Annotated in this window: 6 protein-coding genes; 5 read left to right on the forward strand and 1 reads right to left on the reverse strand. The window is 56.4% G+C overall.

What is annotated here, in order from left to right; translation table 11 throughout:
- Positions 1-221 precede the first annotated feature (221 nt).
- The 5 genes from PV760_RS04245 to PV760_RS04265 all read left to right on the forward strand — a co-directional run bounded on the left by PV760_RS04245 (position 222) and on the right by PV760_RS04265 (position 13,125).
- The gene (locus tag PV760_RS04245; protein ID WP_354627215.1) at positions 222-4,934 is read left to right on the forward strand and encodes a sacsin N-terminal ATP-binding-like domain-containing protein; all 4,713 of its coding nucleotides are present in this window, start codon (positions 222-224) and stop codon (positions 4,932-4,934) included.
- The gene (locus PV760_RS04250) at positions 4,931-6,451 is read left to right on the forward strand and encodes an NERD domain-containing protein (protein ID WP_354627216.1); all 1,521 of its coding nucleotides are present in this window, start codon (positions 4,931-4,933) and stop codon (positions 6,449-6,451) included. The genes PV760_RS04245 and PV760_RS04250 overlap by 4 nt, the downstream gene beginning before the upstream one ends.
- Positions 6,448-9,645 (forward strand): helicase-related protein, encoded by a 3,198-nt coding sequence (locus PV760_RS04255; RefSeq protein ID WP_354627217.1) that lies wholly within the window; start codon positions 6,448-6,450, stop codon positions 9,643-9,645. Before PV760_RS04250 ends, PV760_RS04255 begins: the two co-directional genes overlap by 4 nt.
- Positions 9,626-11,425 (forward strand): DrmB family protein, encoded by a 1,800-nt coding sequence (drmB, locus tag PV760_RS04260; RefSeq protein WP_354627218.1) that lies wholly within the window; start codon positions 9,626-9,628, stop codon positions 11,423-11,425. Before PV760_RS04255 ends, drmB begins: the two co-directional genes overlap by 20 nt.
- Before the next feature lie 170 nt (positions 11,426-11,595).
- A complete protein-coding gene (locus tag PV760_RS04265) occupies positions 11,596-13,125 on the forward strand; it encodes a DNA cytosine methyltransferase (protein ID WP_354627219.1) in 1,530 nt (509 codons plus the stop codon).
- A 524-nt stretch (positions 13,126-13,649) separates the two neighbouring features.
- Here PV760_RS04265 and PV760_RS04270 read toward each other — a convergent pair.
- Positions 13,650-14,855, reverse strand: a complete 1,206-nt coding sequence (locus tag PV760_RS04270) for a serine hydrolase domain-containing protein (protein ID WP_354627220.1) — start codon at positions 14,853-14,855, stop codon at positions 13,650-13,652.
- Positions 14,856-15,035 lie beyond the last annotated feature (180 nt).

The raw sequence follows: 15,035 nt of genomic DNA on the forward strand, positions 1-15,035 counted from the left end.
CACTCGGGCCTAATGGAGCCGCCGGCGCGAGTCCAGCTCGCCGCCCCCGCCATCGCAAGCCCCTTCATAGGGACGACAAGAGACCTGGCCCCACAGACGCACACTCAATCCAGAAAGTCGTACGACTTGTACGTCGGTAACACGCCTTGTAAACGCAGGATTTGTTCTTATGCAGGTTCCATGGTTTTCTAGCCTCAGTGATCGCATGAATGGGGAAATGGATGTCAAGGTCGACCATCAGATGGGTATCTGACGAGACTTTAGTTAAGGAGCTCAACGAGCAGTTCTCCAGCGCGTTGGCCGCGTACACGGCGAAACCCACACTTTTAGCCGAGCATGCGAATCACGAAGAATCTATAAGAACCGGAGGTTATGCGAACCGGACTCTTCTCGAACTCGTTCAAAATGCGGCCGATGCGATGACCGGCTCTAGCGACACTGGAGCAGAAGACGTCGGGCGTGTTGAGATTGTGCTGGATCCCGATTCCAGGACCTTGTACTGCGCCAACTCGGGGCGGCCCTTTTCCAAGTCCGGCTTAATTGCAATTACGCACGCACATCTCAGCGGTAAACGCGGCGACGAGATCGGACGTTTCGGCCTCGGGTTCAAATCGGTTCTCGCCGTGACTGATTCACCCCAGGTTCTCAGCCGATCTATATCATTCGAGTTCGGCTCATCACGTGCGAAAAGCCAACTCATCAAGCTGGCGGTCGGTGCGCGTCTACCTACGTTACGAACAGCAACACTGATCGACCCGGTACGTGAGTTTGAGCAAGACCCACTCCTTGCGGAGCTAGGGGAATGGGCCTCGACGATTATTAGACTGCCGGGTGCCTCCAACCTGGAGCGGTTACGTCAAGAGATCGAAAATTTCAGTTCCGAGTTTCTGTTGTTCGTTGGCGCTGTGCGCCAAGTGAAACTGCGCATTCTGGGCTCCAACTCGTTTGAGACGACGCACGTTTCGCGGGATCTCGGGAACGGCCTGTTCCGGATCGAGGGACCTCATGGGGAGGGAGACGATTGGATCGTCGAAAACAGGATGCATTCGCCGTCAGTCGACGCTCGACACCAAGTTGGCGAGGCAGTGTCTCGCGCCGAGGTAAAAGTGACCGTGGCTATGCCGGTACAACAGAATCGCCTGAGAATCGGTCAATTTTGGTCCTACTTCCGCCTGCACGACTCTACGTCGGCATCAGCTTTATTCAACGCACCGTGGAGCGTTAACGATGACCGCACAAATCTTCTTAGAAACGACTACAACCGAGAGATGCTGGGCACACTAGCGGAAGCTTTCGCCTCAATCCTGCCTCGCGTCAGTAACGGAGCCGATCCTGCCGCACATCTCGACTACATGCCAGCGCGAGGTCGTGGACAGGAAAGTCACGGATTTGGTGACGAAAACCTAGCGACGCACATCCTGAAACTCACAGGTAGAGGTGCATACATCCCGGACGCCAATGCTGTACTTCGCAACGGAGCTGCCTTACGGCCACTCGACCCAGCAATACGACTCGATGCGCCTGTTCATCAAGGGTGGGCATTGTCCCCAAATACGGGGGATGACGTTCCGCACTGGCGTTGCTATTCTAATCCGACTCGCGTTACGCGCCTGCGTGATCTACTGATCGCTGGAGTTGATGACGAATTCGACCCAAGTGCTAGGGACACGCGACTGGCGCTCGATCGAATGCCAAAAAGAGGACTTCTGACTTGGCTACGCGAATGGGCGGAAGGATGCGACTCGATTTCCTCGGCCAACGCATTACGAACAGTCGTAAGGAACCTCAGCCTTGAAGGCATTGACAGGGCAAAAGTGATCCCGACTTCAGCGGGTATGAGGTCTCTTGCGGAAAAGGATGTCGTATTCCTCCATCGCGAGGCTGACCTTGAGATTGAAGGTGCTGTCTTTGTTGACTCAAAATTTCTTTTAGAGGAGGGCGTAGAACGTATACTCCGTGACCGCGGGTTTAGGGATCTTGACCCGGAAGCCATCCTTAATGCGCGTTTGGCGACTCTCCCTATTGAACCTGGCGACGACGCGCTAACAAGGCTATGGGACGCAGTACTGTCCCTTCCCTCGCCGACGGCAGCCAAGGTAATGAGCAAGTCGACAGCGTCCGTCAAGGTACCAACACGAGACGGTGGTTGGGCTTGGCCTCAACAAGTCTTCGACCTAGATGTAAGTCTTTCCGACACAGAGAATGCAAGGCTCCTCGATCGACGGCGGTGTGTACCGGACGTGGCACACAGCCTGGGGGTAGTGCAACAACCCACGAAGGCCTTTGCGCTCGAAGATGAGCCGGCCTATGAGCGTTATGTCGAGGCCAAACTTTCCGAAATCAACGCAGAACGGGGTCCCGGCGAACGGCCGATCCGCTCAGTAGAATTCACCCCCGGCACAGGCCCGGGACCCTTTTCTGTGCTCTTCATGCTCCGTGACGCAGGAGCACCATCCCAGATTCGCGAGAACTGGACGAGCTCCCTTCTCGCGCTCGGTGATAGCGAGTGGATCCTCGAGGATTTAGAAACAGGCCGCGCATACGGTGTAGGATCGCCAGTCCGATGGGCGGTCGAACAAGCTGGTCTGTTTGCCACGACAAGGGGGTATCGCCCGCTACGCGATGTGGTAGCGCCCTCGCTAGTTCGTTTCGCTGGCTTACTTCCTCTTTACAAGGGACCCCACTTCGCACCCGATTTCCTTGACCTTCCGGAGGAACTTGAGCAGGTACCAGCGCACGTACTGCGTGAAATGCTTGAGGGGGATATTTTTCCCCACGTAGCAGACGATATTTTGGTCGCATTCATTAGAACGGCCTGCCGATTTGGCTTAGCTGGAAGGCGGCCTTCGACAATACCTGCACGTGTTAAGCAAACACTCGAAGCGCACACGCCTGCGAGCGTCTATCTGGCAACTACTGACGAAGAAGAGGAATTTCTTCGCGGCCGCCAGCGCCCCTACCTCCGGGTCGAAGTAGACCAGGTCGATGACATAGTTGAAACCGTGGGATGCCGTCGGTTCGAAGACAGCTTCTCGTTTTCGCTCGTTGTAGAGGGACAGCAGGATAGTCAGCGGATCCTGGATCTGTACACGGGGCTTCGAGACGAGTTTGGTTCTAAACTGGGCTCCGCCAAAGTATCACGAGCTCTCCTGATAGCGAAGCGGGTCACTACGGAAGAGGGGGTCGAGGACCAACCGCTGCGCTGGCACCTGGACGGCTCAGAACTGATAGTTAGCAGCGATGCCGATGAGCGACAAATCCTTCACTTCATCAGCGAAGCCTTTGCCTTGGGGCTCAACGCTATAGGGCATTCAAGTATCCTCCAGGCCAGCCTCGACCACAGACTAGAGCTGCTGCGTCAGCAGGCGTGTGCAATTGAATCTGACACTGAGCGATTGGATCTCTACATTGGTCCCGACGACCTACGCGATGCGCTGCCGATTGGTCTTTGGTCAGCTCTCGAAGCGCAGGGACTTGTAGACGATACAACTTCCGTCGCTGACCTATTTCTCACTGTCTATGGCTCCGACTCGCTGAGAATGCTCGCCGATCGATTCAGGGAAGAGGGTTTCTCCGACGTCCCCACAACGTGGGCAGGTACTCCGGCGGCGATAACCTGGGTGCGCAAGATGGGCTTCGGCGCAGAGTTCGCTGGACAACGAAACCAGGCTCGGCCGGAGGAGTTCATAGTCCCGGGCGCGGTCCGTCTAAACAAATTTCATAGCTACCAGAAGAGGCTAAGTGAAGATCTTCGGACTGTTCTAACGCAACCGTCTGCGCATGGCCCCGGACAAAAAGCGATGCTAGAGCTACCCACAGGATCGGGGAAGACTCGGGTAGCCACGGAAACCGTCTTGAAGCTGTTTGTAGATGAGGTTCTATCGGGCACTATCCTCTGGGTGGCCCAGTCTGCCGAGTTATGCGAGCAGGCGGTTCAGACGTTTCAAACGGTGTGGAGGTTCCTCGGCGACGAACGTCCGCTAACAATCGGTCGGCTTTGGGACACAAATGTGGTTAACAAACCCGACACGGAGCTAAGTGTTGTTGTAGCAACCGACGCCAAGATCGAAGCGATCATGACAAAACCGGAATACGACTGGCTCAGCACGCCGACCGTCGTATTTATAGACGAAGCCCACCGCGCGGGAGGTTCTACTCGCTACACAAGTATTCTGCGTTGGCTTGGCATTGACGGAAGAAATTGGGAGCGCCCGCTCGTTGGATTATCCGCTACTCCATTCAAAGGTAGAGCGGGTGATCAAAGCGGAACGAAAGAGTTAGTTGCCCGGTTCGGAACGAAAAGGCTTACGGCTTTTGAGTCTGATGCCTATCGAGAACTCGTTAAGCTTGGGGTGCTCGCGAGTGTCCGTCATGAGATCCTTCCCTCAGGCGTAAGCATTGAACTGACAAAGAATGAAAGAGACTCACTCGAATCTAATCGGCTAATTGATCGAAACATCTACGAGCGGATTGGCCGTAATGAGCAACGCATGCGAGTTCTAACGGAGCATATTCTGAAACAAGATCCAGAATGGCCAATTCTCGTTTTCACACCTAGCGTCCTTTCTGCCCAGGTACTGGCTGCCTCCTTGCGTTACCGAGGGCTGAAGGCAGCATCAGTCAGTGGTCAAACAGGACGTCAGGTGCGCCGGAGCGTTATCCAGCAATTTCAGGATGGCGACATCAAAGTTCTCGCCAACTGCGACTTACTAGTCCAAGGATTTGATGCACCTGGCGTACGAGCTCTCTATATCGCTCGTCCTACGTTCAGTCCCGGTGCTTACATTCAGATGGCGGGCCGTGGACTCCGGGGTAAAGAAAATGGCGGCAAGGAAGAATGCTTAATTGTAGATGTCGCTGATAACTGGGGGGCAATGAACGATTTCCTCGGCTACCACGACTACGAAGAACTATGGCAGGAGCAACGCAGATGATCATCGTGCCTACGCTTAACGATGTTGAAGAGCGTTCTGCCAGCACTGGAGAGAAAAGATTCGCTCGGCTGCTGAAAGATATTGACGCCGATCCTGAGGCTGCTGCCTTCTTTTCGGTAGACCTTCGCTCACATGCATACAAGCAACAGGCCGAGGCCGATTTCGTAATTTTGTGGCGCGGCGTCGTGATCGTGGTGGAAGTCAAGGGCGGAGGAGTCCGCAAGCACGATGGCTCGTGGTATTCAGTCGACCGCCATGGCGACTGGAACAAACTCACGACGTCGCCCATGGAGCAGGCGCGCTCTGCGGCGTACGCCCTAAGAGACATCCTGAGCCAGCAAGGGATTGGATGGTTTGCGCATGAGGCCATCGTTGTGACGCCGGACGTCGACTCGCCACCAGATGCGGTCGGCTGGCTCCCGACTCATTGGCTTGGTCGGGACCAAATGACCGTCGCAGAACTTACAGCAGCTCTTGATGCGGTCGCTGCATGTGCTAGGACGGGGCCGAGTGGGCAAAAGCTCGCGAGGTTGAACGACTTACGAGTGAGTCTTTTCGGTGAGTTCACCAGGCTGCCGGTAATCGATGCGCAACGTGGGGCGGTGATTGACGAGCAGAATCGTGCGACCGCTGGACAAGCTCGGGTCTTGGCGGCGTTGGCGAGAAACGACCGGGTACTCGTTTATGGCGGCGCCGGAACCGGTAAGTCCCTCGTCTTGGTTGAAGCCGCCAAGATTGAAGCGCAGCAAGGCCGCTCCGTACTCGTCACCTTTCGGTCTCCAGCGCTTTCCAGGTATTTTCAGCCATATCTTAATTCCCATCCTGTCGACGTTCTAGCATTTGCCGAGCTTCGCGAAGCGGATCGTTATGACGTCGTTCTCGTGGACGAAGCGCAGGACATGATGACAGCCGCAGCCATGGACCAGATAGACGCGGTCATCTCGGGAGGGCGAGCGAACGGGCGATGGCGAATGTTTCTTGATCCCAATAATCAGGCGCATGTTGATGGGGCATATGACGAAGACGTCGCCACTCTTGTTGCTGAGGAAGCTGTGTCCGTTGACCTGGACCTCAACGTTCGAAACACTCGTGCGATCGTCCACGTTGTGCAGGAATACCTCGGGGCTGATGTCGGCGACCCTGGGATCGTAAATGGAGAAAAAGTCTTCTGGCATACCACTAATGGTCGTGCCACAGTTTTGGATGGCATCTCGATAGCGGAGCATCTCGTGGCCGATGGACTTCATCGTAAGGACATTTGGATTATTGACCCAAGTTCGTCCCAGCCTCCGGAGCATGGAGCAGGGGGCTTCTTTGTGACAAGTCCAAGATACGCCAAAGGGCTTGAGGCTGAGCACGTCGTGGTGTGCGGACTGCCCGACGCATTCGACGACGCTGGCATGGCCGCCTACTACGTGGCCGTTACTCGCGCTCGAGTCTCTCTCCACATCGTCGTTTCGAAGGAAGAACGACGGCGTTTGCAAAAACTCGTCCAACAACGGATGGTGACCGAATGACCTTGACCGCAGCTCAGCGTCTGATTCTTGACCATCTCCGGTCAGCATACGTCGGGCCCGACGGAGGCGACGACGAAGTTATCGAGAATCCGCCTAACCGGCAGTACTCTGTCGGAATGCTATTTCCAAGGGACGCATCTGACGGCCTTGCCGAAGACGGTGCGTCCTCCTCCGAAACGGCCGAAGTTGATGTAGACGGCGCACTCGCTTCCACCGATGAAGTGGAAGAACCAGGTGCTGGTGTCCCTTTAGCGGAAGACTGGCGGCCTTCGTCGATAGCCATCTCCTTCATTACAAACGGCTTAGTAATTTCGTGTGACCTTAGCGGTGCGACGTACACGAAGGTGGGCGGCGACGGTCCGCCCCGGTGGCGCCGGCTCCCCTTCGAATTCAAGAATGTTGAGCTAGGGCGGGATAAACCTCACCGTCAGGACAATGCAGGTGGAGTACCTATCCAGATCGGCTCTCGGTGGAGGAATTTTGGAGCTGCTTTTCTCGTAACCGTCCATGTCAGGGTGCTGTCTGAGTCCACCGGTGACACCCGATTGGACGCACTCAGCATGCTGTACCAGGTGGCACTTTCAGTGTCCCCAGTGGGCCCTGCTTCATTCCTTGAATATGACACAACCCGAGCCTTCGACCTTGACGAGGAGTCCGCCGAACTCCGGCTACGTTACAGAGATCGACGGATTTTTGCCGTGGGACATGGAATGGCCGCTGACTGGGAATTTGACGAGGACGGGCGTTGCATCCTCGTCCAACTTAATCCAGTTCCGGCCTTCGTCGTTCCCGCCGTCGAGACCACAACATTCGATGCGTCGACTGCAGAGGCGCAGTCCCTACGGCTCGATAATCTCGCAAAGCTCGATACATCGCCAACTAAAGTCCTTGCATCCCTCGAGGCATTCGTGAATTCCTACCGGGGATGGGTTGAATCGGAGGTGGCCCGAGTCACGAGCTATGGTAGCGATGCTCCTATAGCCGCGAGAATTGTCCATCGTTCTGAAGTTGCTGTCGCTCGGATGCGCGAAGCTTTGGCCTTGCTAGGGCACTCCGAACACTCAGATTTGAGGCGGGCTTTCGCCCTCGGTATGGCTGCGATGCGACTCCAGATGCTACAGACCGCGGCAAATCGGGCGGAAGAATCTTCAGAACCTCAGTGGCGTCCGTTCCAACTCGGTTTCTTGCTCGTTGCACTTGCCTCGACAGTGGACCTCGACCACGCTGATCGTGAGGTTGTGGACCTCATCTGGTTCCCAACTGGCGGCGGCAAAACTGAGGCGTATCTGGGCCTGGCAGCAATCGAGATCTTCCGACGACGGATCGTCGACGGTCCATCGGGCGGAGGAACTGCCGTCATTACACGTTATACACTCCGGCTCCTAACATCTCAGCAATTTCAGCGGGCTGCGTCACTAATTTGTGCGATGGAGATGTTACGCCGTTCGGACCGCATCGGTGACCCGCGGCTTACGGGGATGGCGGCATTCACTATTGGTCTATGGGTCGGTAATGACGTTACGCCGGGGACGCGACGGGCTGCGAAGGGTGCTCTAGAGCGTCTGCTCAAAGCGTCCCGGCCTGAGGAAGCCAATCAGTTCCAAATCGAGAGTTGCCCTTGGTGCGCAGCAGCCTTGCTGCCAGGTATGCGTTCAACACCAGCCGACTACGGCATCAAGCTGGTAGGCAAAGACACGGTCGTGCACTGCACGAACAAAGACTGTGGATTTCACGACGAGCTGCCGATTTTGGTCGTCGACGAAGTGCTTTACGAGAATCCACCGACTATATTGCTGGCAACCGTCGATAAGTTCGCCCGTCTCCAGTTTCGGCCCGAGGCAGGCCGACTGCTAGGCATGAATAGTCCATTCCGTCAGCCCTCGATGATTATTCAGGATGAGCTCCACCTGCTTTCTGGCCCCTTAGGAACGACAGTTGCCGTCTTTGATGCAGTTATCCAAAGCATGCTCTCCGCTCATGGGGAGACTCCGAAGATAATTGCTTCTACGGCAACCATTAGAGCCTCGAATTTGCAAGTCCAGGGTCTTTACGGTCGTGACGTAGCTTTATACCCACCTTCGGGACTCGACGATGACCGCACTTTTTTTTCAAGGCCCGTCCGAAGCGGCGAAGGACGCCTCTACCTGGGACTCATGCCCCAAGCACTTTCGCAGATGTCTGCAACGGTCTCCGCTGCCTCGCCCCTTATTGAGATTCCTTCGATGCTCGAACAGAAGTCCGGTCCGGGACTCTCTCGCGACGAGTTCTGGACGGCAGTCATCTACCACAACAGCTTACGTGAGCTGGGCCGTACCGGCACCCTAATAGTCGACGACGTAAACGCTCGGCTCGAACCTCGAGCTGAGCGCCTCGGCTTCAGGCTCCGGACAGTAAAGGCCGCCAGGGTTCTGGAGCTTACGAGCCGTCGAGGGCCAGAAGAGCTCCCGAATGACCTTCGCGAACTCAAGACCAGTGCCGATGACTCTGACGAGGCCATGGACGTGGTCCTTTCCTCGAACATGCTATCTGTGGGGATAGACATTCCTCGCCTAGCACTGATGCTAATGGTCGGGCAGCCCAAGACGACATCCGAATATATTCAGGCCACAAGTCGAGTAGGCCGCGGAAAAACTAATGGCGTTGTCACAACGTTGTTCCGCTCCAACCGGGCTCGCGACCGCTCACAATTCGAGTCGTTCCGCGGGTACCACGAGGCCCTATACCGCAGCGTCGAACCAACAAGTGTCACACCATGGTCCGTGGCGTCGCGCAATCGTTCACTCGCAGGCGCTCTAGTTGCCCTTGTACGTCAGCTGATTCCAAACCTAGGTGCAAATGACGCCGCGGGCGCACTCAATCTGGACAACGAAAGTCAACACGCATCACTAGATCGCATCGTCACCAATTTCCTGCAACGTGTTCAGCATGCTGATCGTGAAGAGCTTCACGATACCAAGGAGCAACTACGGATGCTCCTGAACGACTGGGACCGCCGTGCGCGAAAGGCCCGCGAGTCGGGCGAAACCTTGCTGTACGAACGTCGCACACCGGGCGATGCTGCATTACTAAGGCGCTTTGCGCAGCCAGGCGAGGGGTGGCTAGTTGCTGATTCGATGCGCTCCGTTGAACCCAACGTAGCCGTAGAGGTGCGCGAACCATTTGAGGAGGGACAGAGTGGAACGAATCAAGCATGACCTTCGGCTGTCAGAAACAGTTTCGCCGTTTGGTGTTGGGGCCATCGTCGATATACGTGGCGAATCCTTGATTGCTCCTGACACTTCCTGGTGGGACAAACGGTTCGCACCCGAAATACACTGTGCACGCCTTGTGGAGCGGCTAGGACCAAGCGTCCTACGAGAGGCTCCAACTCATTCAGACCGCGCTGGAAAAGACACAGTTGGCCTCCTTTACTGGAGGTTTCCGACATGGAGGTTCTGCGAGCGCTGTTCGCGATTGTCGCAACAAACCAGCAGGAACAAGGGAAAATGGGCGAATACCTGTGCCTGTAATGGTGCCCTTGTTCCGATGCGGTACGTGGCGGTCTGTGACAAGGGCAGCCACATTCAAGACATCCCTTGGTTCATGTGGGCACATCGCGGCCACGACGCGGGCGTAACACAAGCCGTTCGAGTGTGCCGGGACTATAAGCAGCTCAGGTTCTCTCGCTCAGCCAAGCAAGGTGAGGGCCTGAATTCACTGCGCATCGAATGCGGGGGTTGTAAGAGGTCACGGCCCCTGACTGAGCTCGTCACCAAAGAGTCGCTTGTCCGGGACGGTATCCGCTGCAAGGGAGTCCAGCCCTGGCAAGAGCCACTGCAAGGCACGCCCTGTGAACACTCCCTAGTCGCGGTGCAGCGTGGAGCAACGGGAAACTACATTGCCGAGAGAATTAGTGCCCTCGACATTCCGGAGGAGGGTCCACGGAGTATCCAAACAGCTGAGGCCATTCGCGGCCACATGTTCTTTGAAAAAGTGGTCGCTGACAACGGCGGTCCACAGTCGGAGTTGGTTGCCGGGTGGATTGCCGATGAGCTCGGCGTGACGCCGGGAGACGTCCTCGAAGCTGCCCGCAGCGCAGATGAACCGGTAGACGATGTTTTGCTCGATCTAAAGGATGGCGAATGGGCCGCGTTTTTGAAGAAACTCCATAAACCCGGGCGGGACCGGAGCGAAGGCGACTTCATCGTAGACGCGTGGAAAACACCGAATGAGCAGGCCGTTCCTGCAGCATTGGCGTCTCGACTCACTGCAGTCGGGCAGGTCCGAAGGGTGCGCGAGGTTCGAGCACTCAAAGGTTTTCGCCGGCACTCGGCCGAAGCAGAGATGATCAAGTCCGACCTGTCATTGGACGGCAAAAGGCGCCCTGTTTTCCCAGCAATCGAGATGTACGGCGAAGGAATATTTCTTCAATTTGACGAGGAACACGTCAGCGCTTGGGAGCAACAGGCTGCGGTGCAGGCGCGTGCAGAAATTCTCATCGACAGGCGTCAAACCCTTCCCTGGGCGCAACGATTGGACCGCCCAGAGCCACGCTTCATTGCGCTGCACACGATTGCTCACTTGGTGATTCGTCGTCTGGCATATGCGAGCGGATACTCCTCAGCATCGCTCCAAGAACGGGTATATGCCCACTCGGATAGGACAGATCGCACCGCCGGCATTCTTATCTATACGGCAGCCGGGGATTCACAAGGAACCCTCGGAGGCCTTGTCAGACTGGGAGAACCCGACCAGCTGGTTCCCCTGCTCTTGGGGTCGTTAGATGACGCAGATGTTTGTTCCAATGACCCCGTCTGCATCGAGAGCGACCGGCAAGGTACGTCTAGTCTGAATCTTTCTGCATGTCACGGGTGTTCACTCGTTAGCGAAACATCTTGTGAGACTGCGAATCGACTCCTCGACCGACAGCTGGTTCTCGGAGGAAGCAGTGTTCCGGGGCTTCTGGAGGGTGTGCTCGAGGAGATACGACGATAGTATTCGTGAACCGTGACTCAAGACATGTCCCGGGCCCTCGTAGGAGCTCGCAGGCATAGGGTACCGGACAAAATGGATAGAACGACTCAGTTCGTTATGCACTTGACCGTACCGGATGACTCTCAATTTACGATTCACAAAGCGTTCCGAGTACAGGATATGATGTGGCAATGGCACCACCGAACAAGGTCGAGGCGCCGATCACGGTCCTCGACTTGTTCTCGGGCTGTGGCGGGCTGTCCGAAGGTTTTCATCAATTTCGTCCCGAGACGACCACGAAACCCGTTTTTCGCACAATCGGCGCAGTCGAGTGGGAACCCGCGGCCGCAGCGTCCTACGCGATGAATTTCGGTGCAGAATCTAGTTGGAAACATCCTTTCGACCCACCTGAAGTTTTCTGTGGCGACATCACCGATTGGGAGCCCAAGTGGCAACCTGGGGAAGTAGACGTAATCGTTGGCGGTCCGCCATGTCAGGGCTTTTCCGGACTTAACCGGGATAAGGTTCGCGCCGAGCGCAATCAGTTGTGGCAGGAGTTCATTCGCGTTGTGGTTGCGCTACAACCGAAAGTATTCGTAATCGAAAACGTAGACCGATTTGTGCGATCAGTCGAGTTCACTGATTTGCAAGAGCGTATCGGCAGCCGAGACCTCACGAACTACCGCCTATCCGAGCCGCCAGGAGCAAAGGCCGGTGAATCCGACTGGGACCGTGCCGGGCGCTATGTACTTAATGCAGCCGATTACGGCGCTCGCCAGGCACGCAGGCGGGCAATTGTGGTTGGCGTTAGGACCGACATCAACGAGTCTCTCGTTGACATGGAATATCCCAAACCTACGCACTCCCGTCCTTCTCGGATCAAGGGCCCCACGAATGGGAAACGAACGGATTTGAACGGACGGTTCCCCTGGCAAACAGTCGACAAAGTTTTTGCTGTGACCGCCTCCAAGGAGCTGCACACGACCGAGCTGCCCAGCGGCCGCATAACCTCGATAAAGGGGGTTACTAAAGCAATCGCGGGGCCCTACCTGACGAGCGAACTACATATTGCCAGACGCCCGGAGCCAGTTTCTCTTGCCCGTTACAGTGCGATCCCAGAAAATGGAAACCGCAAGCATCTACGCGGGCGCTACTTGTGCCGTCTTGAGAACGGCGCTGAGTTTATCATAGAAAAGGCTGGTATAGCCAGGAATGAAGAAGGAAAGCTCAATCCGCTTGGAATCCATAATATTGTCAGGAACGGTGTCCCGAGTTCCAAAACTATATTCATCCAATCCTATTGCGAAAGTGGGAATGGACCTGTAGGTAGCAAGTCGAGAATTGGGCAAGTAATATTTGATGTTGAGATAAGGAATTACAACTCGGTTTGCCGCGCTACCGTCGAATACTTATCCACAAGGGCTTGGGATGATCACGATGCCGGTGCGGGCGACGTAATGGGACGAGTTAGGCTCGGCGAGCCTTCAGTCACGATTCGAACGGAATTCTTCAAACCTGAAAAGGGACGATATTTGCACCCGACAGAAGACCGACCTATTACTCACTACGAAGCAGCAAAGTTACAGGGATTTCCGGATAATTTCCGCTGGTGTGGATCTAAAACCGACATTGCCAAACAGATAGGAAACGCAGTACCTATTCCGCTCGGTAGGCACATCGCTAGTTCAGTTTACGCTTACCTACGGCCCCGTCGTGACTAGTCTTGGGTTGTAAGTATCCGTCGAGCAAGCGAACTCACTGCGAAACGAAAACGCTAATGGCCCACTTGGCAGAAATTCACGAAAGGTACAGATCCCGGCGTCCGCAGAACTGAACGATTCCTTGGGTATACTCAATCCCGGCTCAGTGTAATCCTCAATTGACAAAGTCGCATGGAGCACACGTCGGGACTGACCTCACACCAGCGACAGAGACACAGACTGTCAGAACGAGCGCTGTATTCCGGGGCCGTCACGAAGGTTCAGTTTTTAATGTCATCGACATTAAAACCGAAATTCTTGGCGCATTCGTCGCCCTCTCCTCCGACCATAGCGGCTGGCTGGCAGCTGCTCTTCTTCCTGCAATCCACCGCAAATAAAACCTGACTGGCTCCTTCCGGCTGAGCGGTGTCACCAAACCGCCAAGCACAACTTAAACCGTGAGAGGCCAGCGCGCATGCAGCCCGTAGCTGTTGGGAGACGCCTGATCAGGTACGCCGTTGCCCACCATGCGTATTTCTCCACCCCTACCCGCACAACCGATCCTGCACCTCCATCAGAGCCGACAGCATCTGACTGCTCATCAGGTCACGCTCGTCCACCAAGTCCTCACCCGCCCGCAATGACGGCTCCGGAGCAGGAGACACGGCCATTGACGCTTGGTACCGCCCGTCGTCGGAACTGAGCGCGACGGTCCGGAAGTCGAGGAAACCGCCTTTCGTGAAGAAACGCGGTGCGCCGCTGCAGTCCGGGGACCATTTGACCAGCCCCAACGCAAAGGGTCCGATCACCACCTTCTTCATCTCCGTCAAGGAACTGGCGGACAAGATCCGGCCAGCAAACAGGGCAGCCATAAAGTCATTGACGTCGGCCATGCTTGAGACCACGACTGGCAGCGGGGAACCCAGCTGTTCCAGGACCGGGCCACCGGTGACGCGCTTGCCTCGGACGCTCACGTAGCCCTTGACCAAGTCAGGAGCGTCCGGCTCGTCCTCGTCGATAGTCGTATGGGTCAGCCCGAGCGGGCTGATGATGTCGTCGCGAAGAATCTGCGGATACGACTCGCCACGGAACTTTTCCAGGATCAGTCCCAATGCCAGGTTGTTCGAGTCGGAGTACTGGAATAGCCCGACAGTTCGTGCTTCCCAAGGCAACGTGCCGGCGAGCCGAAGAGCCTGCGGGGTGGTCAGCCCCTGAGAGGAAGCAGACACAAAGTCCTCCAAGCTCCGGATCATCACGTCTCGGTAATCTGGCATTCCCGAGGTCTGGGAGAGCAATTGCCTCAGAGTGATCGGGACGGGAGGTTTGAGGCCAACCCCAAAGCTCTCCAAAAGCCCGTTGACGGGATCATCAAGAGCGATCAGTCCATCGTCAACGAGTTTCAGCACAGAAACCGCCGTCATGGTCTTGGTAACGCTTGAAACGGGGACTCGATCCTGCGGCCTGGCCGGCTGCCTCGTGTCCAGGTCGCGCACTCCGTAAGCCTTCGACCATTCACCACCCGGCCACCGCAGCTGGGCGAGGACAGCCACAGCGTCTTGGTCCGTGAAGGTCTGCATCGCGTACTCCAGGGAGCTGATGGCCTCAGCGTCGCTGAACGACGGCGACGGCGAGGCCGAAGGCGATGGAGACGGCGCCGGGCCCGGTGATGTGCAGCCGGCAAGCACCGATCCGGCCAGCACCGACGCGACCAACCCTGCAGTCAGTCGAACGAGCCAGCCATGGCGGTTCATCAACGCACCAACTTGAACGCGAAGTAAGACCTCGGGGCCAGCGCCTGTCCGGCTTACGTCTAGCCGATGAGCACTGCCTCCTGGATACGGCTCGGAGCCGCGACGACACAACACCGCGAGCGCATTCCAGCGCTACGGCTAATTTGATCGTCCTCTCGCCACCCCTGCGGGACAAGCATC

This window comes from Paenarthrobacter sp. CC6 (assembly GCF_040560085.1).
Classification (GTDB): domain Bacteria; phylum Actinomycetota; class Actinomycetes; order Actinomycetales; family Micrococcaceae; genus Arthrobacter; species Arthrobacter nicotinovorans.